The following is a 24,019-nucleotide window of genomic DNA, read 5'->3' as shown; positions in this document are numbered from 1 at the left end:
CCGAATAAAGTTCGGTACAGGTTCTCCCCTGTACTTGCACTTACAGAGGATAAAGTGTTAATTATAAAATCCCATCACGTCACAATCAGATCTTAAAAACAAGAGACTGACTTTCATGACGCAACGTGAAATAGTGCAATTATGAATTCTTCTAATGAACGCGAAAGCTTTAGCCAGCGCCTGCAACAGGCACTCAAAAACGCCCACTACTCCCCCGACAGCCCGACTCGATTGGCGCGGGAATTCAATATCCGATTCGATGGCCGACCGATCACCGTCCACGCCGCCCGCAAGTGGCTGGTAGGCGAGGCGATTCCGACCCAGGAAAAACTGCGCATGATCGCGCAGTGGCTGGGCGTGCCGGCCGAATGGCTGCGCTTTGGCGGCGCCGAAGCGGACGCGCCTACCGGTGAAGGGGGCAACGGCCTGTCGCGCTTCGAGTCGGCCGACGTCAAGCTGATCGCCGATTTGCAACGCCTGGACGAGCATCACCGCCAGATTGCTCGCGAATTTATTCGCATGTTGGTGCGGGTTAATTACCAAAAGTAGTCATTTTCAGTACTACTACGGAGTTATTTTGACCGTTTGTGGCTAAGGCCGAAAGTGTTTCCGTGTGAAACTAGTTTCACAGTTTGGCCGGTTTTTGTTCGGATAGGGCGTCCTTCAGGGGGCGCCCTTTTTATTTTCGGGGGCTTTACGAATTGTCATAGTTCCGACACGGATTTGAGGCACAATAGGTAATCAGCCATCGCTGAGCCGCAGCATTTACTTCGGGAGCCAAGCTTTTGAGCCGTCTTATGAAAAGTAACTACAGCAACGTCGCGCAGCTAAAAGATTTGATGACCGTCCCCCCGATGACCGCCGCCCAGCACGCGGAGGTAATGCGCAAGCGCATTGCCCACCGCCGCATGGTCGAGGAAGCACGGGATCTGAAGAAAGCCAGCGGATCGCAGTTCGATAAACGCTAGGCTGGAGGGTAGTGCAGGTCTTAGTTGGACTCGCTGGTCGGCTTCATGCCGTTCCAGCGCGGGGCCATTGTGTGCTCGATGCCGAACAAATCGATGACCCGGCCGACCGTGTGGTCAACCATCTCCGCAATGCTTTGCGGGTTGTGATAAAAGCTGGGCAGCGGCGGGAAGATGATCCCGCCCATTTCCGTCACCGCCGTCATATTGCGCAAGTGCGCCAGGTTGAACGGCGTTTCCCTCACCATCAGCACCAGCCGGCGGCGCTCCTTGAGCACCACGTCGGCCGCGCGCGCGATCAGGTTGTCCGACAGGCCATGCGCCACCGACGCCAGCGTCTTCATCGAGCATGGCGCTACGATCATCCCATCCGACTGGAACGAACCGCTGGCGATCGAGGCGCCGACGTCGCGCACCTTGTGCACCACGTGGGCCAAGGCTTCGACTTCGCGCCGCTGCAGACCGGTTTCCTGGTGCAGCGTGAGGACCGCGGCATCGGAAACGATCAGGTGTGTCTCGATAGGGCGGCTCCCCGACCGGCGCACTTCTTCCAACTGTTGCAGCAGACGCACGCCATACACCGCGCCAGTGGCGCCGGTGATGGCGATAATTATCCGCCGCGGACGATCAGGCATCCAGCAGGGCCTTTAGCTCGCCGGACTCGAACATCTCGTTCATGATGTCCGAACCGCCGATGAACTCGCCCTTGACGTAGAGCTGAGGAATGGTCGGCCAGTTCGAGTAGTCCTTGATGCCCTGGCGTACTTCCGGATCTTCCAGCACGTTCACGGTGGCGATGTTCTCGACGCCGCAGGCCTTCAGGATCTGGATGGCGCGGCCGGAAAAGCCGCATTGCGGGAACTGGGCGGTGCCCTTCATGAACAGCACCACAGGGGTGCCGGTCACGGTTTCTTTGATCCAGGTTTGTACGTCGCTCATAGCTGCCTCAGTGAAAAGATGTAAATAGATGCCGTCATTTTATAAGAAAACGGCGGCACCGGTATTTTTATGGCCGTTGGGTCAGCCGCGCAGCTTGGCGAACGCCGCCGCCATGCTGCCGCCGACCGGCTCGGATTTGGCGGCCTGCTTCTGGTGCTGGCCCATGCTCTTGCGGTCGTTGCGGTCGCCGCGCTGCTGCGGCTGCGAACCGGCTTGCGGCGCGCTGTCGCTCAGGCGCATGGTCAGGGCGATGCGCTTGCGCTTCTCGTCCACTTCCAGCACTTTCACTTTAACCACCTGGCCAGCCTTGACCACCGTGTGCGGATCCTTGACGAAGGTGTTCGACAAGGCCGAGATGTGCACCAGGCCGTCCTGGTGGACGCCGATGTCGACAAACGCGCCGAACGCGGCCACGTTGGTGACCACGCCTTCCAAAATCATGTCCGGACGCAGGTCGCGGATTTCCTCCACGCCATCCTTGAAGGTGGCGGTGGTGAACTCGGGACGCGGATCGCGGCCCGGCTTCTCCAGCTCCTTGAGGATGTCGCTGATGGTCGGCACGCCGAACTTGTCGTCGGCGTACTTGGCCGGATTCAGCGTCTTGATCAGCGCGGTCTCGCCGATGACGGCCTTGATGTCCTTCTTGATGTCACTGAGGATTTTTTCCACCAGCGGATACGATTCCGGGTGCACCGCCGACGCGTCCAGCGGGTTCTCGCCGCCCATCACGCGCAGGAAGCCGGCCGCCTGTTCGAAGGTCTTGTCGCCCAGGCGCGGCACCGCTTTCAGGCCGGCGCGCGAGGTGAACGCGCCCTTGACGTCGCGGTAGGACACGATCGCCTGCGCCACCGAGGCCGACAGGCCCGACACGCGCGCCAGCAGCGGCGCCGAGGCGGTGTTCACGTCGACGCCGACCGCGTTCACGCAATCCTCGACCACCGCGTCCAGCGAGCGGGCCAGCTGGGTCTGCGAAACGTCGTGCTGGTACTGGCCGACGCCGATCGATTTCGGATCGATCTTGACCAGCTCGGCCAGCGGATCCTGCAAACGGCGGGCGATCGACACCGCGCCGCGCAGCGACACGTCCATGTCCGGCAGCTCGCGCGAGGCGAACTCCGACGCCGAGTACACCGACGCGCCCGCTTCCGAGACGACGATCTTGGTCATTTTCTGCTCGGGGAATTGCTTGATCAAGTCCTGCGCCAGCTTGTCGGTTTCGCGCGAGGCGGTGCCGTTGCCGATCGAAATCAGCGACACATTGTGCTTGGCGGCCAGCTTGCCCAGCGTGTGCAGCGAGCCGTCCCAGTCGTTTTTCGGCTGGTGCGGGTAGATCACGGCGGTATCGACCACCTTGCCGGTGGCGTCCACCACCGCCACCTTGACGCCGGTGCGCAGGCCAGGGTCCAGGCCCATGGTGGCGCGCTGGCCGGCCGGCGCGGCCAGCAGCAGCGCCTTCAGGTTGGTGGCGAAGACGTTGATCGCGTCCAGCTCGGAACGCTCGCGCAGTGCGCCCATCAGTTCGGTTTCCAGGTGCATGAAGCTCTTCACGCGCCAGGTCCAGCGGGCGGTGTCGCCCAGCCATTTGTCGGCCGGACGGCCCTGGTTCTTGATGCCGAAACGGGCGGCTATGCGGCCTTCGCACGGATTGTGCGGCGCGTCCCACTTCGGTTTCTCGGCTTCGGTGTCCAGCCGCAGCGTGACATCGAGGATGCCTTCGCGGCGTCCGCGCAACAGTGCCAGCGCGCGGTGCGACGGCACGGTGCCTATGGTCTCGGAATAATCGAAGTAATCGGCGAATTTTTCGCCTTCGTCTTGCTTACCTTCAATGACCTTGGATTCAACAATGCCATGATCCAGTACGTATTCGCGCAAGGATTGCAGCAACGTTGCATCTTCGGCAAAGCGTTCCATCAAGATCTGGCGGGCGCCGTCCAGCGCGGCCTTGGTGTCGGCCACGCCCGGATTGTTGCCCTCGGCGGTGGTGAAGGCTTCGCGCAGGAACTTGTTGGCTTCCATCTCCGGGTTCAGTTCCGGGTTGTCCAGCAGGCCGTCGGCCAGCGGCGCCAGGCCCGCTTCGATGGCGATTTGCGCCTTGGTGCGGCGTTTTTGCTTGTATGGCAGGTATAAGTCTTCAAGACGGGTCTTGTCTTCTGCGTGCATGACAGCATCTAACAGTTCCGGCGTCATCTTATTCTGCTCGGTGATCGATGCCACAATCGCGGCGCGGCGGTCTTCCAGCTCGCGCAGGTAGCGCAGGCGTTCTTCGAGCAGGCGCAGTTGAATGTCGTCCAGGCCGCCGGTGGCTTCTTTCCGGTAGCGGGCGATGAAGGGCACCGTGGCGCCTTCGTCCAACAGGGCGATGGCGGCGGCAACCTGTACCGGTTTGCAAGTCAGTTCCAGGGCAAGACGTTGTTCGATTGAAGGCAACATGTGGGCGATTCCTAAGCAGTCAAGCCCGGAATCATACGCAATCGGCGCGAATGTGCCAGTCTTGACAGTCCAAAAGGACTGTGTACCGCTGTGGAACGTGCAAGGAACACGCAAGGAACACGCAAGGAACACGTTTACATGCGGGTTTTATGAAGAATCCGCAAACACGAACGCGTGTATGGCGGATAATATCGCCTGTTGCCGTTTTTGAACCATCTTTGACCAACAATGCGACCTATGGATTTTACCCGCGACGACGCCACCGACGATGTTCCCGCCAAGCCAGCTGCACCGGCCGCCCCAGCATCTCCTGCCCGCCCTGCGCCGCCCGCGAATCAATTGTCGTACGCCGTAGCCACCTGGCTGCAGCGTGTGGATGCCGCCGCGCATCCCAAAGCCAAACTGAACGCGCCGCCGCTCGATACTGATCCGAAGCAACAAACCCAATACAAGCTGATCTACGTGATGGCGCCCACCAGCGGCGGCCGCCATGTGGCGCTGTGCCTGTACAAGGCACGCCTGCGCTCGAACGGCGACGTCGCCGCGGCCAGCCCGGTGAGCGAAGTGTTCTCGCTGCTGTCAGCGCCGCCGAGCTTCCTCGCGGCCGGCGACGAGGACTTGATCCGTTTCTTCGTTGCCATGCGCAGCGGACAGAATTCCCAGACCGGCTCCGCCACCGAGCCGCGCGGCAAGATCGGCGCGGCCCTGCTGAACATGCTGGCCGAACAGGATAAGTTGCTCTGGGCAAACTCCTGGGCCGACGTCGGCAACGGTCTGGTCTATCCGCTCAAGGGTGGCGTGATGCGCGAGGCCAACCTGGCCTGGCGCGAAGAAGGCAAGGGCCTGCGCCTGGGCTGGCAAGTACAGGCGCCGCCGAACGCCAAGCATGTCGGCGCCGACCAGGTCGACTACATGTTGCCGACCGATCCGCCGTGGTACATCGACAATCTTTCTTGCGGCGTGCTGCAACTGAACCAGGGCGGCGCGGCCATCCCGCTGGCCGATTTGCAGGCGCTGGTGGCACAAGCCCCGCTGCTGACCAATAACGACAAGATGCGCGTGTCGCAACTGCTGCTGGCCCACGGCCTGCAGCAGCTGATGCCGCTGCCGCAACCGTTGCCGCAGCGCGTACGCGACGACGTCAAGCCGCGTCCGGTGCTGACCTTGGACGCCGCCATGCTGGCCGACGGCTCGCTGCAACGCTGGCACGACTTCGCCGTGCTGTCCTTCGACTACGACGGCGAGCGCGTGTCCTTCGACCCGTCGCAGCGCGTGGTGCGCCAGAAGGGCGAAGTCACCGAAATCATCCAGCGCGACGCCGCCGCCGAAGAGCTGGCCCTGTCGCTGCTGACCGAACGTCATTTCCTGCCTCCCGCCACCTTGCCGCTGAGCAGCGTCAAGGGTGGGTTGTTGCTGCCCAGCCAGGCCGAATGGCTGCGCTTCGCCCGCGATGGCATCGAGGCGCTGAAGCTGGCCGGCTGGAAAGTGGAAAAAACCGTCAAGTACCGCTACGACGTCAGCGACGTCGGCGACTGGTATGCGGACGTGGTGGAAGATCCGGCCGACGGCGGCCACGCCTGGTTCGAGTTGGAACTGGGCATCATGGTCGACCAGGACCGCGTGCCGTTGCTGCCGGTGCTAGTGCAGATGATACGCAGCGCGCCGAACGACTTCAATCCCAAGTCCATCGCGCTGCACGGCGACGAAGACCAGATGCTGGCCACGCTGCCCGACGGCAGCCGCGTCGCCCTGCCGTGGGGCCGCGTCAAGCCCATCCTGACCACGCTGGGCGAGCTGTATTTCAGCGACAAGATCAAGACCTCGCTGCGCATGGCCACGCTGGACGCGGCGCGCCTGGACGACCTGGCCCGCAACGTCGAGCTGAACTGGACCGGCGGCGCCGAGCTGCGCGAAATGGGCGCGCGCCTGAACCAGTTCGGCGCCGTCAAGCGCATTCCCACCCCGGCCGGCCTGCAGGCGACGCTGCGCGACTACCAGACCGACGGCCTGTCGTGGATGCAGTTCCTGCGCGAATACGGCTTCGCCGGCATCCTGGCCGACGATATGGGCCTGGGCAAGACCGTGCAGACGCTGGCCCACATCCTGGTCGAGAAGGAAGCCGGCCGCCTGACCGCGCCGGCGCTGGTGATCGCACCGACCAGCCTGATGGGCAACTGGCAGGAAGAGGCGGCGCGCTTCGCTCCCGGCCTGCGCGTGCTGCTATTGCAAGGCAAGGACCGCATGGTCCAGTTCGACCAGATCGACGAAGCCGACCTGGTGCTGACCACCTACGCGCTGCTGCCGCGCGACGAGGAAAAACTGCGCGAGCATGATTTCCACCTGGTGATCCTGGACGAATCGCACTACATCAAGAACACCCGCAGCAAGGCCGCGCAAAGCGCCGGCCTGCTGCGCGCGCGCCACCGGCTGTGCCTGTCCGGCACGCCGCTGGAAAACCATCTGGGCGAGCTGTGGTCGCAGTTCCACTTCCTGCTGCCGGGCTTGCTGGGCGACGAGAAGGGTTTCAACACCGTGTTCCGCCATCCGATCGAGCGCCAGGACGATCCGCTGCGGCGCGCGCTGCTGAACCGCCGCATCAAGCCCTTCCTGCTGCGCCGGACCAAGGACAACGTGGCCAAGGAATTGCCGCCGAAGACCGAGATGGTGCGCAAGGTCGAGCTGACCGGCGCCCAGCGCGACCTGTACGAGACGGTGCGCCTGGCCATGGACCAGAAGGTGCGCGAGGAAATCGACCGCAAGGGTGTGGCGCGCAGCCAGATCGTCATCCTGGAGGCGCTGCTCAAGCTGCGCCAGGTGTGCTGCGATCCGCGCCTGGTCAAGTCGCTGCCGTCGAAGAAGCAGACGGCCGGCTCGGCCAAGCTGATCGACCTGATGCAGATGGTCGAGGATTTGCTGGAAGAGAATCGCAAGATCCTGGTGTTCTCGCAGTTCACCAGCATGCTGGAGCTGATCGAGGAGGAACTGGAAGCGCGCGATATTCCGTATGCGCTGCTGACCGGCGAAACCAAGGACCGCAGCGCGCAAGTGGCGGCCTTCCAGCAGGGCGCGGTGCCGATCTTCCTGATCAGCCTGAAGGCGGGCGGCGTCGGCCTGAACCTGACGGCGGCCGACACCGTGATCCATTATGATCCATGGTGGAATCCGGCGGCGGAAAACCAGGCCACCGACCGCGCCTGGCGCATCGGCCAGGACAAGCCGGTGTTCGTCTACAAGCTGATCGCCAAGGGCACGCTGGAAGAAAAAATCCAGGTGCTGCAACAGAAAAAATCCGATCTGGCGCAATCCATCCTGGCCGAAGGCGAGTCGCAGAAAATGGCGCTCACCCAGGAAGATTTGCAGCAGATCTTCGCACCGTTGGCGGAATAAGTGGCGACCGTCGCCGAACTGCAAGCGGCATTGCGCCAGTCGCAGGCGGAGGCCGAGCGCTATCGTCTGTTGCTCCAGCACAGCGGCGAGGTCAGCTGGATGGCCGACTGCGCCAGCCTGCGATTATCCTGGCTCAGCCCGGCCGCCGAGCGCCAGTTCGGCTACACGCTGGACTCGGCGCAGGCGCTGGCGGCCGGCCTGTTGCAGCAATTGCCCGCCAGGCTGGCGCGTCACGCCGGTGGGGACCTGAGCCGCCTGCGCCTGGTGCGCGAAACCGAACTGCCCCATGCGGACGGCCGCCTGCTGCCGGTGGAAATCGAATCCACGCTGATCGTCGATGACGACGGTATCGCCGTTTCCGTGGTCGGCGTGGTGCGCGACCTGAGCGCGCGCCGCGAGCTGGCCGCGCAGCAGAAAAAATTCGCCTCCATGCTGTCGCACGAATTCCGCACGCCGCTGTCGACCATCGACGGCGCCGTGCAGCGGCTGGAAATGACCGGCGCCCATCACGACGAAGCCACCCGCAAGCGCTACCGCAAGATCCAGACCGCGGTCGACCGCATGCTGGTGATGCTGGACGAGTACCTGTCGCCGGAGCGCATGGCCAGCATCGGCCGCGAGCGCCAGCCGAATGAAATCTGCCCCGCCGCGCTGCTGGAAGCGGTGGCCGAGCAGGCGCGCAGCCGCCGTCCGGCGGTGAGCGTGCGGATCGAAGCGCTGCCGCAATGGATGCGTTGCGACCCGGCCGGTGTGCGCTTATGCCTGGAAATTTTGCTCGACAATGCAATTAAGTACACGAGTGCCAATACTCCGATAGAATTGATAGGCAAAGTAGCAAGCGAGGGCGGCGTCGAGTTCCTGGTGCGCGATCACGGGGCCGGTCTGCCGGCGGCGGAATTGGCGCAGGTGTTCGACAAATCCTTCCGCGGCAGCAACGCCGCCGGCATCGCCGGATCGGGGCTCGGCCTGTACATGGCGCGCGCAGTGGTGGATGTACACGGGGGAACGCTGACGGCAACAAATGTTTCTGAAAGCGGCACGGAATTTCGGATTTGGCTGCCCATAGCGGCCGGCGCCGGGAAAAGCCTTGCGCGGGCGGGTGGCAGCAGTGATAATTCCTCGAGCGCAAGCTGAAACAGCAAGGCAGGACTGAGCACTGTTGCTCAATAATCGATCGAATGGCGCATCAATGACGCAAATACTCATCGTGGAAGACAATCTGGACTATGCCGAAGAAATGGCAGAGTTTTTGACTGAGCTTGAACACGAAGTGCATATCACTAACAACGCCAGCGAAATGTGGTCGGCCCTGAGCCAGGGCAACGTCGGAGTGGTGGTGCTCGATCTGGGCCTGCCGGACGAAGACGGTTTCAATGTGATACCCCGGATGCGCCAGTTGTACCCGCAAATCGGCCTGCTGGTGCTGACCGGCCGGGTCGCCTTCGACAACCGCATCCTCGGTCTGCGCCTTGGCGCCGACCACTACCTGACCAAGCCGATCAAATTCCCGGAACTGGCCGCCCACATCGAGGCGCTGGACCGTCGCGTCGGTCCGCAGGAAACCCTCCCTGTGCCGAGCAAGTGGACGCTCAAGGTCAGCGCCCGCCAGCTGGAACTGCAGGGCATGGCGATCACCTTGACCGAAAAAGAATGCAATTTCCTGCATCTGCTGACGATTAACACCCGTCCCGTGCCGCGCCAGGTCATCGTGGCCGGCATCGGCGGCGACGATCCGGACGCCGGCCGCCGGGTCGACATGCTGGTGTATCGTTTACGCAAAAAAGCCCGCACCGGGCTGGGCCAGGACCTGCCGTTGCGCAGCGCCTATGGCGAAGGCTACAGCCTGTCCGCCAGCTTCAACCTGTCTTGATCGCATCTTGATCAATTTCCGATAGTAATTTTGTTGTGTGGGAATGTGAGAGTTTCCTAAGCGCAGCTTTGTCGTAGCATGAATTTTCCACCTACAGTGTTGGGGAGAATTGTAATGCGCTACAGCGATTGGAAGATAGGGATACGCCTGGCTGGCGGCTTCGGCCTGGTGATGTTGTTGGTCGTCGGTATGGCCATGGCCGGCATGTGGCGCTTGCAGGCCGTGGGCGACTTGACGGAACAGATGGTCGGCAGCGCCAGCGTCAAGGAACGCTTGACCGCCGAATGGCATAACCAGATCAGCATCAGCGGCGTCGGCGTGCTGGCCTTTGCCCGCAATACCGAAACCGCCGAATCTCCGGCCCTCGCCGAAAAAGCCGCCGCCACCCGCGCGCGCGTCAACGCCATCCAGAAACAACTCGAACCCCTGCTTGCCAGCAATGAGGAAAAAGCCTTGCTGGAGTCCGTCGCCTCGGTGCGCAAGGGCTATGCGGCCAGCCGCGACCTGTTGTTCAAGCTGAAGAAGAGCGGCGACATCGCCGGCGCCCGCGCGCTGGCAGACAGCAAGATGGAACAGCAATTCAATGCCTATCTGGACAGCGTGCAAAAGATCGGCGACTACGAGGCCGGCGTCGGCCGCGCGCTGGGGGAAGAGGTGCAGACGCAATACCATTCCGGCCAGCGCTTCCTGCTGGCGCTGACGGCCGGCGCGCTGGTGCTGGGCGCCTGGTTCGCCTACATCATCGGCGTCTCGATCACCGGTCCTATCCACAAGGCGGTGCGGGTCGCGCAGACCGTCGCCGCCGGCGACCTGAGCAGCAAGATCGACGTGCGCAGCAAGGACGAGACCGGCATGCTGCTGCAAGCGCTGAAGGACATGAACGCCAGCCTGGTCAACATCGTCGGCCAGGTCCGCAGCGGCACCGACACCATCGCCACCGCTTCCGGCCAGATCGCCAGCGGCAACCTCGATCTGTCGGCCCGCACCGAACAGCAGGCCAGTTCGCTGCAACAGACCGCCTCGTCGATGGAAGAACTGACCGCCACCGTCAAGCAGAACGGCAACAACTCGCGCCAGGCGCACACGCTGGCGCTGTCGGCCTCGGAAGTGGCGGTCAAGGGCGGCAGCGTGGTCGACGAAGTGGTCGACACCATGAGCGAGATCAGCGCCTCCGCGCATAAAATCGTCGACATCATCGCGGTTATCGACGGCATCGCCTTCCAGACCAATATTCTGGCGCTGAACGCGGCGGTGGAGGCGGCCCGCGCCGGCGACCAGGGCCGCGGCTTCGCCGTGGTGGCGACCGAAGTGCGCAACCTGGCCCAGCGCAGCGCCAGCGCGGCGCAGGAAATCAAGGCCCTGATCGGTGATTCGGTCAACAAGGTGGAAAGCGGCGCGCGCCTGGTGACCCAGGCCGGCAGCACGATGCGGGAAATCGTCGTCAACGTGCGGCGGGTGACCGATATCATCGGTGAAATCACCGCCGCCAGCGCCGAACAGACCAACGGCATCGAGCAGATCAACCGCGCCATCGCGCAAATGGACCAGGTGACGCAGCAGAATGCCGCGCTGGTCGAGGAAGCGGCCGCCGCCTCCGCCGCCCTGCAGGACCAGAGCGGCGCGTTGGCCCGCGTGGTCAGCGTATTCCAGCTTTCCGGCAATATGAGCAAAAAGAGGGACAGAGTCATGCCGGTTTTGCTGGGCGCTTGAATAATCGGGGACAGAGTGGTGTAGAATCGCTGTCTCCGATTCACTTTGCTCAAATTTATGGCACGTCTACCCCGTTTGATCGTCCCCGGCCAGCCGCATCACGTTATCCAGACCGGCAATAACAACCAGGCTATCTTCCAGGACACGGAAGATTATCAAACCTTCCTGGGCTGGCTGCGCACCGCCGCCAAGAACTACAAAGTGGCGGTGCACGCCTATGTTTTGATGCCGAATCACCTGCATTTGCTGGTCACGCCGGCCGATGCGGACGGCCTGGGACAGATGATGCAGTGGATAGGGCGCTACTACGTGCCCTATTTCAACCAAAAATACGGCCGCAGCGGCACTTTGTGGAACGGACGCTACAAAACCTCGCTTATCGACGCAGAGCAATACTTCATGTCGTGCAGCCGATATATCGAGTTCAATCCGGTGCGCAACGGCATGGTCGGGCGGGCCGAGGATTATCCGTGGTCCAGCTATGCCCACCATGCCGGGCTCCGTTCGGACGGCCTGATCGTCGATCATCCGAAGTTCTGGGAGCTGGGCAACACGCCGTTTCAGCGCGAGGCGGCCTACATCGCGCTGGCCGAGCCGGCGCTGAGCGAGGATGAGGTGGCCAGCATCAGCAAGGCGCTGCTCAAGGGTTGGCCGCTGGGCACCGAGCAATTCAAGACTGCGCTGCAGCACAAGGTCAAGCGCCAGGTACTGCCGGCCAAGCGCGGCAGACCGTTCAAAATCAAGCCGGAAGCAGCCTGAACAACTACTTGAAACCGCAGGAATCGCCAGTTCCTGCGGTTTTTTTAGAGTCGCCATCACTCTGTCCCTAATTAAAATTTTCGGCAACTCGCGAAAAATTAATCTGACTCCGACCCTAATTGTTATTGTTGAAGTTTACGCTGCATTGCACTACTCTAGCTTTTCGTTAGTCAAAATTGCAGTGGAGAGCCCATGAAAGCCCAAGGTCTGTACGATCCGTCCAATGAACACGATGCCTGCGGCGTCGGTTTCGTCGCCCACATCAAGGGCAACAAGAGCCATTCCATCGTGGAACAGGGTCTGTTGATTCTGAAAAACCTCGATCACCGGGGCGCCGTCGGCGCCGATGCGCTGATGGGCGATGGCGCCGGCATCCTGATCCAGATCCCGGACCAGTACTACCGCGACGAGATGGCCAAACAAGGCGTGGAACTGCCGCCGCCAGGCGAATACGGCGTCGGCATGGTGTTCCTGCCTAAAGAGAACGCCTCCCGCATCGCTTGCGAACAGGAAATCGAGCGCGCCGTGCGCGCCGAAGGCCAGGTCGTGCTGGGCTGGCGCAACGTGCCGGTCGACTGCGACATGCCGATGTCCCCTACCGTGCGCGCCAAAGAGCCGGTGATACGCCAGATCTTCATCGGCCGCGGCGCCGACATCATGGTCACCGACGCGCTGGAACGTAAGCTGTACGTGATCCGCAAATCGTCGGGCCACGCTATCCAGGCGTTGAAACTGATCCACGGCAAAGAATTCTTCGTGGCCTCGCTGTCGGCCCGCACCATCGTCTACAAAGGCCTGCTGCTGGCGGACCAGGTCGGTGTGTACTATAAAGACCTGCAAGATGCGCGCTGCATTTCCGCGCTGGCGCTGGTGCACCAGCGTTTCTCGACCAACACCTTCCCGGAATGGCCGCTGGCCCACCCGTACCGCCTGATCGCCCACAACGGCGAGATCAACACCGTCAAAGGCAACTTCAACTGGATGCGCGCCCGTGAAGGCGTGATGAAATCCGCCGTGCTGGGCGACGATCTGCAGAAACTGTTCCCGCTGATCTACGAAGGCCAGTCGGACACCGCCTGCTTCGACAACGCGCTGGAACTGCTGCTGATGGCAGGCTATCCGATCGCCCAGGCGATGATGATGATGATCCCGGAAGCCTGGGAAAATCACGGCACGATGGACGACAATCGCCGCGCGTTCTACGAATATCACGCCGCAATGATGGAACCATGGGACGGCCCGGCCGCCATGGCCTTCACCGACGGCCGCTACATCGGCGGCACGCTGGACCGCAACGGTTTGCGTCCGGCCCGCTACATCGTCACCGACGACGACCTGGTGGTGATGGCGTCGGAATCGGGCGTGCTGCCGATTCCCGAATCGAAAATCATCCAGAAATGGCGTCTGCAACCAGGCAAGATGTTCCTGATCGACCTGGAAGCCGGCCGCATCATCGACGATAAAGAGCTGAAAGACACCTACGCCAACGCCAAGCCATACAAGGCATGGATCAACGCGGTGCGCATCAAGCTCAACGAAATCAAGCTGAGCGAAAGCCAGCTGGCGCACAACCGCGCCAAGGACGTTGCGCCGGCACAAGGCGAAAAAGCCACGCCGTCGCTGCTGGACCGCCAGCAAGCCTTCGGCTACACCCAGGAAGACCTGAAGTTCCTGATGGCGCCGATGGCCGCCGCCGGCGAAGAAGCCACCGGCTCGATGGGCAACGACTCGCCGCTGGCCGTCATGTCCAACAAGCTCAAGCCGCTGTACAACTACTTCAAGCAGCTGTTCGCGCAAGTGACCAACCCGCCGATCGACCCGATCCGCGAAGCGATGGTGATGTCGCTGGTGTCCTTCATCGGCCCTAAACCTAACCTGCTGGACACCAACAACGTCAATCCGCCGATGCGCCTGGAAGTCTCGCAGCCGGTGCTGGGCTTCGACGACATGGCTCGCCTGCGCGGCATCAGCTCCCATACCGGCGGCAAGTTCAAGTCATATGAGCTCAACATCTGCTATCCGCTGGCATGGGGCAAGGACGGCGTGGAAGCCTGCCTGGCTTCGCTGTGCGCCGAAGCGGTCGATGCGGTCAAGTCCGGCCACAACATCCTGATCGTGTCGGACCGCTCGGTCGGCCCTGAGCGCGTGGCGATTCCTGCGCTGCTGGCCACCTCGACCGTGCACCAGCACCTGGTCAGCAAAGGTCTGCGCGCGTCCACCGGCCTGGTCGTGGAGACCGGCTCGGCCCGCGAAACCCACCACTTCGCGCTGCTGGCAGGCTACGGCGCCGAAGCGATCCACCCCTACCTGGCGATGGAAACGCTGGTCGAGATGGCGCTCGGCATGCCGGGCGACATGAACGGCGAAAAGGCGGTCTACAACTACACCAAGGCCATCGGCAAGGGCCTGATGAAGGTCATGTCCAAGATGGGCATTTCGACCTACATGTCCTACTGCGGCGCGCAGATCTTCGAAGCTGTCGGCCTGAACAAGTCGCTGGTCGACAAGTATTTCAAGGGCACGGCTTCCAACGTTGAAGGTATCGGCGTGTTTGAAGTGGCGGAAGAAGCGCTGCGCCTGCACAACCTGGCCTTCGGCAACGATCCTGTGCTGGAAAACCACCTCGACGCCGGCGGCGAATACGCCTACCGCGTGCGCGGCGAAGACCACCTGTGGACCCCGGATGCGATCGCCAAGTTGCAGCATTCGACCCGCAGCAACAACTTCTCCAGCTACAAGGAGTACGCCCAGATCATCAACGACCAGAGCAAGCGCCACCTGACCTTGCGCGGCCTGTTCGAGTTCAAGCTCGATCCGACCAAGGCGATCCCGCTGGACGAAGTCGAATCGGCCAAGGAAATCGTCAAGCGCTTCGCGACCGGCGCGATGTCCATGGGTTCGATCTCGACCGAAGCGCACGCCACGCTGGCGGTGGCGATGAACCGCATCGGCGGCAAGTCCAACACCGGCGAAGGCGGCGAAGATCCATCGCGCTACACGATGGAACTGAAGGGCATCAAGATCAAGCAGGGCGAGACCATGGCCTCGGTCATGGGCAAAGAGCAGATGGTGGTCGATATTCCGTTGCAGGAAGGCGATTCGCTGCGCTCGCGCATCAAGCAGGTGGCGTCCGGCCGTTTCGGCGTGACCGCGGCCTACCTGAACTCGGCCGACCAGATCCAGATCAAGATGGCGCAAGGCGCCAAGCCGGGCGAAGGCGGCCAGCTGCCAGGCCATAAAGTGTCCGAATACATCGCCACCCTGCGCTTCTCGGTGCCGGGCGTGGGCCTGATTTCGCCGCCGCCGCACCACGACATCTACTCGATCGAAGATCTGGCCCAGCTGATCCACGACTTGAAGAACGCCAATCCGCGCGCTTCGATCTCGGTCAAGCTGGTGTCGGAAGTCGGCATCGGCACCGTGGCAGCCGGCGTGACCAAGGCCAAGGCCGATCACGTGGTGGTCGCCGGCCATGACGGCGGCACCGGCGCTTCGCCGCTGTCGTCGGTCAAGCACGCTGGTACGCCGTGGGAGCTGGGTCTGGCGGAAACGCAGCAGACCTTGGTGCTGAACGGTTTGCGTAGCCGTATTCGGGTGCAAGCAGATGGCCAGATGCGTACCGGCCGCGACGTCGTCATCGCCGCCATGCTGGGCGCCGACGAAATCGGCTTCGCCACCGCGCCGCTGGTGGTCGAGGGCTGCATCATGATGCGCAAATGCCACCTGAACACTTGCCCGGTCGGCGTCGCCACGCAGGATCCTGTGCTGCGCGCCAAGTTCTCCGGCAAGCCTGAGTACGTCGTGAACTACTTCTTCTTCGTCGCCGAAGAAGCCCGTCAGCTGATGGCGCAACTGGGCATCCGCACGTATGACGAGCTGATCGGCCGTGTCGACCTGCTGGACAAATCGAAGGCGATCACGCACTGGAAAGCCAAGGGCCTGGACTTCAGCAACATCTTCTACTCGCCGGAAGTGCCGAGCGGCGACTCGATTTACCACACGCAGGAACAGGACCACTGCCTGGACAAGGCGCTCGATCACAAGCTGATCGCGCAAGCCAAGGCCGCGCTGGAAAAAGGCGAACGCGTGTCGTTCATCTCGCCGGTACGCAACGTCAACCGCACCGTCGGCACCATGCTGTCGGGCGAAGTGGCCAAGCGCTACGGTCACGCCGGCCTGCCGGACGACACCATCCACATCCAGCTGCAAGGCACGGCGGGCCAGTCGGCATGCGCCTTCCTGGCGCATGGCATCACGATCGACCTGGTCGGCGAAGGCAATGACTACGTCGGCAAGGGCTTGTCGGGCGGCCGCATCATCGTGCGTCCGAACACCGAGTTCCGCGGCTGGGCGGTGAACAACATCATCATCGGCAACACCGTGCTGTACGGCGCGATTGCCGGCGAAGCTTTCTTCAACGGCGTGGCCGGCGAGCGTTTCGCCGTGCGTAACTCCGGCGCCACCGCCATCGTCGAAGGCACCGGCGACCACGGTTGCGAATACATGACCGGCGGCACCGTGGTGGTGCTGGGCGCCACCGGCCGCAACTTCGCGGCGGGCATGTCGGGCGGTATCGCCTACGTGTACGACCCGGACGGCGATTTCGAAGCGCGCTGCAACACCTCGATGGTGACGCTGGAGCCGGTGCTGACCGCCAAGGAGCAGGAAGCTCAAAGCGAAACCTGGCACATGCAGCACAAGGACCTCGGCCGCGAAGCGGACGAAGTGATCCTGAAGCGTCTGATCGAGCGGCACTTCAAGCACACCGGCAGCACCCGTGCCCGCCTGTTGCTGGACAACTGGGCCGAAGGCCGCGGCAAATTCGTCAAGGTATTCCCGAGCGAATACAAGCGCGCCCTGGCCGAGATGGCCGAGGACGTGGCGAACGAAGCCGCATCCGCCCAGCCGATCGCAGCCTGATGCTGACCGTACAGAACAATATTTAAGGAATTATCGTGGGTAAAATCACCGGCTTCATGGAATTCAAGCGTCAGGAAGAGAGCTATCTGCCGCCTGCTACGCGGTTGAAAAACTATTCGGAATTCGTCATCACCCTGACCAATGAACAGGCCAAGGTGCAGGGCGCGCGCTGCATGGATTGCGGCATCCCGTTCTGCAACACCGGCTGCCCGGTCAACAACATCATCCCGGACTGGAATGACCTGGTCTATCGCGGCAACTACCGCGAGGCGCTGGACACCCTGCACTCGACCAACAACTTCCCCGAGTTCACCGGCCGCATCTGCCCTGCGCCGTGCGAGTCCGCCTGCACGCTGGGTATCAACAATGATCCGGTCGGCATCAAGTCGATCGAGCACAAGATCATCGACGAAGGCTGGGAACACGGCTGGGTCGTGCCGCAGCCGGCCGAACAGCAATCCGGCAAGAAGGTGGCCGTGGTCGGTTCCGGTCCTGCCGGCCTGGCGGCGGCGCAACAGCTGGCGCGCGCCGGCCACGCCGTCACCGTGTTCGAGAAGAGCGACCGCGTCGGCGGCCTGCTGCGCTACGGCATTCCAGACTTCAAGATGGAAAAGTCGCATATCGACCGCCGTATCAAGCAGATGGAAGCCGAAGGCGTGGTGTTCCGCACCAGCGTATTGGTCGGCAAGGACTTCCCTGCCAACGTCAACAACTGGGCCAAGGAAACCATCTTCCCTGAAGACCTCGCCAAGGACTTCGACGCCGTCATCCTGGCCGGCGGCGCGGAACAGCCGCGCGACCTGCCTGTGCCTGGCCGCGAGCTCAAGGGCGTGCACTTCGCCATGGACTTCCTGCCGTTGCAAAACAAGGTCAACGCCGGCGACAAGGTCAAGGACCAGCTGAAAGCCACCGGCAAGCACGTGGTGGTGATCGGCGGCGGCGATACCGGTTCCGACTGCGTCGGCACCTCGAACCGCCATGGCGCCGCCTCGGTGACCCAGTTCGAACTGATGCCTATGCCGCCTGAGCAAGAGAACAAGCCGCTGGTGTGGCCGTACTGGCCGACCAAGCTGCGCACCTCCTCGTCGCACGAGGAAGGCTGCGAGCGCGACTGGGCGGTGGCCACCAAGCGTCTGGAAGGCAAGAACGGCAAGGTCGAAAAGCTGGTCGCCTGCCGCGTCGAGTGGAAAGACGGCAAGATGGCGGAAGTGCCGAACTCGGAATTCGAGATGAAGGCCGACCTGGTGCTGCTGGCCATGGGCTTCGTGTCGCCGGTCGCCAATGTGCTGGACGCGTTCGGTGTCGAAAAAGATGCACGCGGCAACGCCAAGGCCACCACGGACGGCGAAGGCTGCTACAAGACTTCCGCCCCCAACGTATTTGCCGCCGGCGACGTGCGCCGCGGCCAGTCGCTGGTGGTGTGGGCGATCCGCGAAGGCCGCCAGTGCGCGCGCGCGGTCGATGAGTTTTTGATGGGCAGTTCGGAACTACCGCGCTAATCCCTGCGGCCGTAACAGCCTGTCTCCGCCGGTAGTGAATGGGTGATCCCCGTTCCTGCCGGTTTTTTTTATTCTGAGGTGGTATTCCTGGCAGCATCCCTGGCGACCGCCGCCGGATCGATCCGCATCGCCCGCGCGCGTGCCTGGGCTGCCGCTTCCATGTCGCCGCAGTGTTCCCACGCCATGGCGAGGTCGAGCAGCGCTTCCGCCGAACGCGGCCCCAGGCTGACCGCGCGGCCATAGGCGCTGGCCGCATGCCGCCATTGCCCCAGCATGCGCTCGGCCATCCCCAGTCCTGACCAGGCGAAATAATCGCGCCCGTCATGCGCGACTGCGGCGCGGAAGCTGGCGGCCGCCAATTCCCATTCCCGTTGCATCAAGTGGGCCCGGCCCAGCCACATGGCGGCGTTGACGGGCGGCGTGGCGGCGTTCGCGGAGCTGGCTTGGATGCGCGCCAATGCGCCCAGGCGCGCCATCGCCTGCGGCCAGTCGCCGCTGGCAAAGGCAACCATGCCTTCGGTCGCATCGGCCCAGGCGCCTCCTGCCCGCACCAGCGGGAAATCGCGTGCGATGGCCAGGCATTCGTCGAATTGGCCGGCCAGCAGCAATTGCTCGGCCAGCGCGATGCGCACGTTCAGGTCGCCGTCGAAGCGCTGCTGCAATGCGCGCAACTGCTCCAGCGCAGCGCTGCGGTTGCCGCGCAACGCCGTCATCGACGCCAGCGCCAGGCGCGTCTCGCATTCGATTTGGCGGACAAACGCAATCTGCGGCGCGAAATCGGGCAGCGCCAAACCCTCGTGCTCGAACATGGCCGATTCCGCTGCCGACAGTGCAGGCGCGTCTGGCGTGACGCTGATATCGGATGGCGTCAGCGGCGCAACTGCGGCGGCTGTCGCGGCGTTCGCCGCATTTGCTTGCATGCGGACCGGCGCGATGGTCAACGCCTCTTCGATAACGCGTCCATCGAGGCCTGCGCCGGCCGGCAAGTCCAGCACCGCCGCCACGGTCGGCCAGATATCGCAGGCGGCCACCGATGCGGTGGCCTGGTCCCGCGCGACGCCGGGACCGCACAGCAGCATGAAGCCGGCGTCGCGCTCTCCGTTCGACAGGATCGCGAAACAGGCGTCGCGGCCGGCAAGGTGCTGGTAGCGGCCGCACAGCAGGTCGAGAAACTGATAGCAGCGGGCCAGGCAGGTGCTGGCCGCGTGCCGGTCCGCCACCTCGGCCAGCGCGGCGGCCATGACGGCGATAAACGGCAGGCGCAGCACCAGCACATCGGCGCCGCGTTGTTCGATGGCGGCCGTTCCCAGCGCGTGCAGGGTCGCGCATTCGGCCAGTGCCGCCGCCGTCGTGCCCGTCAGCCGGCGGCGGGTGGCCGCGTCGAGCGGGCTGAGCAGAAAGTGCAGGTCTTGCGCCTGGATGTCGCCGGGCGCCAGGCGCGCCGCGTGCACCAGCTCACGCGCCTCAGGCGGCCAGACCGCTTGCGGGTCCAGCGGCCAGGCGTGTTCGTCGTTGCCCGGCGCGGCGCAGGCGCCCGGCGCGATGACGGTGCCATACCGCAGCCGCAGGCCGCGCGTGGCCGGCCAGCCGATGACGGCGGCGTGGCGGCCGGCGGCATCGGCCGCGTGCCAGATGGCCTCGGTGCGCAGCGCGGTGGCGCCGGGTGCCTGCATGAACAGCGAGCCGTCGATCGCCGTCAGCGGGTGCAGGATGCCGTGGCGGTCCGGCTGCATGCCGCTGGCGATGCTGGCCCAACCGCTGTCGGCGCAGGCCGGCAACGGAAAGTCGAGCGGCGCCCAAGTGCCCGCGCCAATCAGGCTGGAGAGAAAAGGCGTCAGTCCGCCCTGGTCCAGCTCCTGCAACAGACGCCAGTCGGCGCCGTCGAGTGCCAGCATGACCAGCGCCGGCGCGGTCCGCGTTTCAGAGGGCGAGTGCATAGGTATGGGTGGTGTGCAGCAGCATGGCGTCGACGCGGCGGGCCATCTGCAAGGTGGCGCCGGCCGCGTCGTTGCAGTGGAAGCGGAAGCGGGGCCCTGCCAGCTTCGCCAGTTGCCGGGCGGCCGCGTCCAGCAACATCAAGGCCGGCCAGCCGTGGCGATGGCCGGGTTGGGTGATCCACAGGTCCACCTCGGGCAATTCCTGGTTCGGCTGGCACAGCAATAAACCGATCAGCTCGCCATCCAGTTCAACCGCCTGCGACAGCGCGGCGTAGGCCGGGTCGGCCATTGCGGCATCGAAGCGGGCGGCGGCGTTGCCGTGGGGCAGCTGGGCGTAGCTGTCGTACAGCGCGATGGCCTGCGGCAGGTGGCGCGGCGCCAGCGGTATGGCGGCGGCGCCGGCCGGAATGCGGCGGCCTGCGCGCAGGCGTTCGAGCATCAGATTGGTCTGCTGGCAGGCGTTGCGGGTGTCCACCTCAAAGTGCAGCACCGCGCGTTGCGGCACGAAGCCGTTGCGCGCCAGGAAAGGCGGCGCGTTGGCGGTGTCCCATTCGCCCCAGGCGTGCAGGTAATCGACGTCCCACTGCCGCAGCGTCCCGCTGAGCGCCGCCAGCAGCGCGCCGCCGACGCCGCGCTGGCGCTGCGATGGCAGCACGAAGATGGCGCCGCGCAATCCGCTGCGCCGCACTTCCCAAGGGATAGCTGAAAACGCCGCCGCGCCGACGATCGCGTGGTCGCCGAGCCGGCGCGCGACCAGCACCGATTCGGCCGCCACGCCCTGGTTGGCGACGTGGGGCAGCAAGGCGAAAGCCAGGTCCAGTTCGCCCGGCTGCGCCACGGCGACATGCACCGTCGCCATCGGCAACACTACCTTGCGTCAGGCCGGCAGCGCGGCGTCGGTGCGCCGGCCGCGGCCTTTGCGGCGGTAGGCGGCGATGCCGGCCAGGCCGCTGGCCAGCATTAGCAGCGACGACGGCTCGGGTACCGGACTGGTGAAGGCGGCCGCGCCGGCGGCCACTGCGGCGCCGGTATTGTCGTAGCCGTAACCGTTGAATGTCACGATGTACGGGGACGTGGCGACTTTGACTGAGGGGTTGTCCAGGATGGTCACGTCTATCCAGCCGTATTGCGTTTGCTGGCCGCTGGAGAACTGGAACGGCACCAACAGGTTGTTGCCGATATTGTTGTTGGTGATGGTGCTGGCCAGCACCGACAATTGGCCGCATTGCTGGCCGCCGCCGGGGGAGCCCTTGCCGGTGTTGTTGCAGGGCCCGATGATGCTGCCCACCTGCCGGTTGGTGGTCAGGTCAAGGGTCACCGTCTTCGACATCGCCAGCGACGGCCCGATCAGCGTGCCGGCGGCCACCGAGCTCGCAGCTACGCCTTGGGCGCCGGCCGTGACCGAGCGGTCATACGCGGGGAGCGAGAAGGCCGTGCTGCCGATCCCTCCAATCACGGCCCAGCTCTGGCCGTAGAGTGCCGCATTATTCGCCAGCGAGAAGTCGGTCGTGCCGTTGTGGTCCACATCCACGGCGATAGAGATCAGGGGGGGAGTGCCGATGCCGAACCACAGCCCTCCCAGCGACTGGTTCAGACCGTCGACCCGGATCACGTCCGCATGCGCCGCCAGCGAAGTCAGGGCCAGCAGCGCGGTGCCGGTTATTTTTTTGTTCGGCAAGATGTTGGATGGACTAGGCATGGCGACTCTATTTCGGGAAGGGAACAGGGATTGTCATCATTTACACATATGTTGTCAATCAACATATTGTTTCTGGAGGCAATAGTGTGACTTATATGTTGTGCGATGGTTGTGCAATGGTTGTGCAATGCAGCAATGTAACAATTCTTGATAGGTGTAAATTGCTGACTTTAGGTTCAGTAGTGTTGTATTATCTGCTACTTACGCTGTCTTCCTCTGTCACAAAAGAGGGGGACGCCAGCAGAGATTAACCTTTCTGCACTACAATACGGCATTAAAAATAATGAGTTCAGTCGTGGCTAATAATCTAGTCGAAATCCGTGATTTACACTTTTCCTATGGAAAGCGCTCGATCCTGTCGGGCCTCCAGATGGATTTCCCACGCGGGAAAGTAATCGCAGTGATGGGTGGCTCGGGCAGCGGCAAGACCACGGTATTGCGCCTGATCGGCGGCCAGATCCGCCCGCAACGCGGCCACGTCAAGGTGCAGGGCCAGATCGTGCACAAATTGAATACCGCCGGCCTGTATCTGCTGCGCCGCAAGATGGGCATGCTGTTCCAGCACGGCGCGCTGTTCACCGACCTGAGCGTATTTGAAAACGTCGCCTTCCCGCTGCGCGAGCACACCGACTTGCCGGAAGAGCTGATCCGCAACCTGGTGCTGATGAAACTGCACGCGGTCGGCCTGCGCAACGCCGCCAAGCTCAAGCCGGGCGAAATCTCCGGCGGCATGGCGCGCCGCGTGGCGCTGGCGCGTTCGATCGCGCTCGATCCGGAACTGATTATGTACGACGAGCCGTTCGCCGGCCTCGACCCGATCTCGATGGGCGTCACCGCCAACCTGATCCGCAACCTGAATACCGCGCTGGGCTCGACCACCGTGCTGGTGTCGCACGACGTCAAGGAATGCTTCGCCATCGCCGACTACGTCTACTTCCTGTCGCAAGGCAAGATCGTCGCGCACGGCACGCCGGCCGACATGATGGTGTCCACCGACCCGTACGTGAAGCAGTTCGTCAACGCCGAGGCCGACGGTCCGGTGCCGTTCCACTATCCGGGCAAGTCCCTGGCCGACGACCTGGGCCTGGGAGTGCAAGTCTTATGAGCCTCAAGAACTGGTTGTCCAAGCTGGGCGCGCCACTGCGCGATTACGTCGAAAGCATAGGCTACGGCGCCCGCACCTTCGCCAACATGCTGGGTGTGTCGCCCGGCCTGCTGCGGCGTCCGGCGCTGCTGATCGAGCAATTGCACTTCATCGGCAATTATTCGATGCTGATCATCACCCTGTCCGGCCTGTTCGTCGGCATGGTGCTGGGCTTGCAGGGTTACTACACGCTCAACAAATACGGCGCCGAGCAGTCGCTGGGCCTGCTGGTGGCGCTGGGCCTGACCCGCGAACTGGGCCCGGTGATCACCGCGCTGCTGTTTGCCGGCCGCGCCGGCACCTCGCTGACCGCCGAAATCGGCCTGATGAAGGCCGGCGAGCAGTTGTCGGCGATGGAAATGATGGCCGTCAACCCGATCCAGCGCGTGCTGGCGCCCCGCTTCTGGGCCGGCGTGATCTCGGTGCCGCTGCTGGCGTCGGTGTTCAGCGCGGTCGGCGTGCTGGGCGGCTGGCTGGTCGGCGTGCAGCTGATCGGCGTCGACGACGGCGCGTTCTGGTCGCAGATGCAGGGCGGCGTCGACCTGTGGAAAGATATTTTCAACGGTTTTGCCAAGAGCGTGGTGTTCGGCATCGCCATCACTTTCATTGCGCTGTACCAGGGCTATGAAGCCCAGCCGACCCCGGAAGACGTGGCGCGCGCCACCACCCGCACGGTCGTGATCTCGTCGCTGATGATCTGGTGGCTGGACTTCATGATGACCGCGCTAATGTTCAGCAAGTAACAGACGCAGCACAAAAT

17 protein-coding genes are annotated in these 24,019 nt (G+C 63.4%); 11 read left to right on the top strand and 6 right to left on the bottom strand.

The window, feature by feature from the left end; all coding sequences use genetic code 11:
* The first annotated feature begins 141 nt into the window (after positions 1 to 141).
* Positions 142 to 549, top strand: coding sequence for a hypothetical protein (locus RUGAMON1_RS14860; RefSeq protein WP_026334739.1), 408 nt, complete (start codon positions 142 to 144; stop codon positions 547 to 549).
* A gap of 248 nt (positions 550 to 797) precedes the next feature.
* Positions 798 to 968, top strand: a complete 171-nt coding sequence (locus RUGAMON1_RS14855; RefSeq protein ID WP_020703835.1) for a hypothetical protein — start codon at positions 798 to 800, stop codon at positions 966 to 968.
* A gap of 20 nt (positions 969 to 988) precedes the next feature.
* On the opposite strand, the gene RUGAMON1_RS14850 is transcribed toward RUGAMON1_RS14855, so the two are convergent.
* From RUGAMON1_RS14850 to RUGAMON1_RS14840, 3 genes are all read right to left on the bottom strand, one after another.
* The gene (locus tag RUGAMON1_RS14850; protein ID WP_445231233.1) at positions 989 to 1,600 is read right to left on the bottom strand and encodes a UbiX family flavin prenyltransferase; all 612 of its coding nucleotides are present in this window, start codon (positions 1,598 to 1,600) and stop codon (positions 989 to 991) included.
* Positions 1,593 to 1,904 carry a Grx4 family monothiol glutaredoxin gene (gene grxD, locus RUGAMON1_RS14845; RefSeq protein ID WP_315399911.1) on the bottom strand — a complete coding sequence of 104 codons (312 nt, stop codon included), beginning with the start codon at positions 1,902 to 1,904 and terminating at the stop codon, positions 1,593 to 1,595. The genes RUGAMON1_RS14850 and grxD overlap by 8 nt, the downstream gene beginning before the upstream one ends.
* Before the next feature lie 81 nt (positions 1,905 to 1,985).
* Positions 1,986 to 4,334, bottom strand: a complete 2,349-nt coding sequence (locus RUGAMON1_RS14840; protein ID WP_445231232.1) for a Tex family protein — start codon at positions 4,332 to 4,334, stop codon at positions 1,986 to 1,988.
* 237 nt (positions 4,335 to 4,571) lie between these two features.
* Here RUGAMON1_RS14840 and RUGAMON1_RS14835 point away from each other — a divergent pair, with 237 nt between their 5' ends.
* From RUGAMON1_RS14835 to RUGAMON1_RS14805, 7 genes are all read left to right on the top strand, one after another.
* Positions 4,572 to 7,721 carry a DEAD/DEAH box helicase gene (locus RUGAMON1_RS14835; RefSeq protein ID WP_445231231.1) on the top strand — a complete coding sequence of 1,050 codons (3,150 nt, stop codon included), beginning with the start codon at positions 4,572 to 4,574 and terminating at the stop codon, positions 7,719 to 7,721.
* Entirely contained in the window at positions 7,722 to 8,855 is a 1,134-nt protein-coding gene (locus RUGAMON1_RS14830; RefSeq protein WP_445231230.1) for a PAS domain-containing sensor histidine kinase, read from the top strand. It abuts the gene before it with no gap.
* Positions 8,856 to 8,910: 55 nt separating this feature from the next.
* Positions 8,911 to 9,591, top strand: coding sequence for a response regulator transcription factor (locus tag RUGAMON1_RS14825; RefSeq protein ID WP_445231229.1), 681 nt, complete (start codon positions 8,911 to 8,913; stop codon positions 9,589 to 9,591).
* A 114-nt stretch (positions 9,592 to 9,705) separates the two neighbouring features.
* Positions 9,706 to 11,301 carry a methyl-accepting chemotaxis protein gene (locus RUGAMON1_RS14820; protein WP_445231228.1) on the top strand — a complete coding sequence of 532 codons (1,596 nt, stop codon included), beginning with the start codon at positions 9,706 to 9,708 and terminating at the stop codon, positions 11,299 to 11,301.
* Positions 11,302 to 11,358: 57 nt separating this feature from the next.
* On the top strand, positions 11,359 to 12,060 hold the full coding sequence (locus RUGAMON1_RS14815) for an REP-associated tyrosine transposase (RefSeq protein WP_445231227.1): 702 nt from the start codon (positions 11,359 to 11,361) through the stop codon (positions 12,058 to 12,060).
* 192 nt (positions 12,061 to 12,252) lie between these two features.
* Positions 12,253 to 16,980, top strand: coding sequence for a glutamate synthase-related protein (locus tag RUGAMON1_RS14810; RefSeq protein ID WP_445231226.1), 4,728 nt, complete (start codon positions 12,253 to 12,255; stop codon positions 16,978 to 16,980).
* A 35-nt stretch (positions 16,981 to 17,015) separates the two neighbouring features.
* The gene (locus tag RUGAMON1_RS14805; protein ID WP_445231225.1) at positions 17,016 to 18,479 is read left to right on the top strand and encodes a glutamate synthase subunit beta; all 1,464 of its coding nucleotides are present in this window, start codon (positions 17,016 to 17,018) and stop codon (positions 18,477 to 18,479) included.
* Between the two features lie 68 nt (positions 18,480 to 18,547).
* On the opposite strand, the gene RUGAMON1_RS14800 is transcribed toward RUGAMON1_RS14805, so the two are convergent.
* Genes RUGAMON1_RS14800 through RUGAMON1_RS14790 form a run of 3 tightly spaced genes read right to left on the bottom strand, consistent with a single transcriptional unit; the run spans position 18,548 to position 22,115 of the window.
* A complete protein-coding gene (locus RUGAMON1_RS14800) occupies positions 18,548 to 20,374 on the bottom strand; it encodes a tetratricopeptide repeat protein (protein WP_445231224.1) in 1,827 nt (608 codons plus the stop codon).
* A 25-nt stretch (positions 20,375 to 20,399) separates the two neighbouring features.
* Positions 20,400 to 21,275, bottom strand: a complete 876-nt coding sequence (locus tag RUGAMON1_RS14795; RefSeq protein WP_445231223.1) for a GNAT family N-acetyltransferase — start codon at positions 21,273 to 21,275, stop codon at positions 20,400 to 20,402.
* An 18-nt stretch (positions 21,276 to 21,293) separates the two neighbouring features.
* Positions 21,294 to 22,115 carry a PEP-CTERM sorting domain-containing protein gene (locus tag RUGAMON1_RS14790; protein ID WP_445231222.1) on the bottom strand — a complete coding sequence of 274 codons (822 nt, stop codon included), beginning with the start codon at positions 22,113 to 22,115 and terminating at the stop codon, positions 21,294 to 21,296.
* A gap of 283 nt (positions 22,116 to 22,398) precedes the next feature.
* Here RUGAMON1_RS14790 and RUGAMON1_RS14785 point away from each other — a divergent pair, with 283 nt between their 5' ends.
* The gene (locus RUGAMON1_RS14785; RefSeq protein ID WP_445231221.1) at positions 22,399 to 23,220 is read left to right on the top strand and encodes an ABC transporter ATP-binding protein; all 822 of its coding nucleotides are present in this window, start codon (positions 22,399 to 22,401) and stop codon (positions 23,218 to 23,220) included.
* Entirely contained in the window at positions 23,217 to 24,002 is a 786-nt protein-coding gene (gene mlaE, locus RUGAMON1_RS14780; protein WP_445231220.1) for a lipid asymmetry maintenance ABC transporter permease subunit MlaE, read from the top strand. Before RUGAMON1_RS14785 ends, mlaE begins: the two co-directional genes overlap by 4 nt.
* The last annotated feature ends 17 nt before the right edge of the window (positions 24,003 to 24,019 follow it).

Source organism: Duganella rhizosphaerae, assembly GCF_040364205.1.
In the GTDB taxonomy this organism is placed as follows: Bacteria; Pseudomonadota; Gammaproteobacteria; order Burkholderiales; family Burkholderiaceae_D; genus Rugamonas; species Rugamonas rhizosphaerae.
This window is presented reverse-complemented; position numbering and strand designations above follow the sequence as displayed.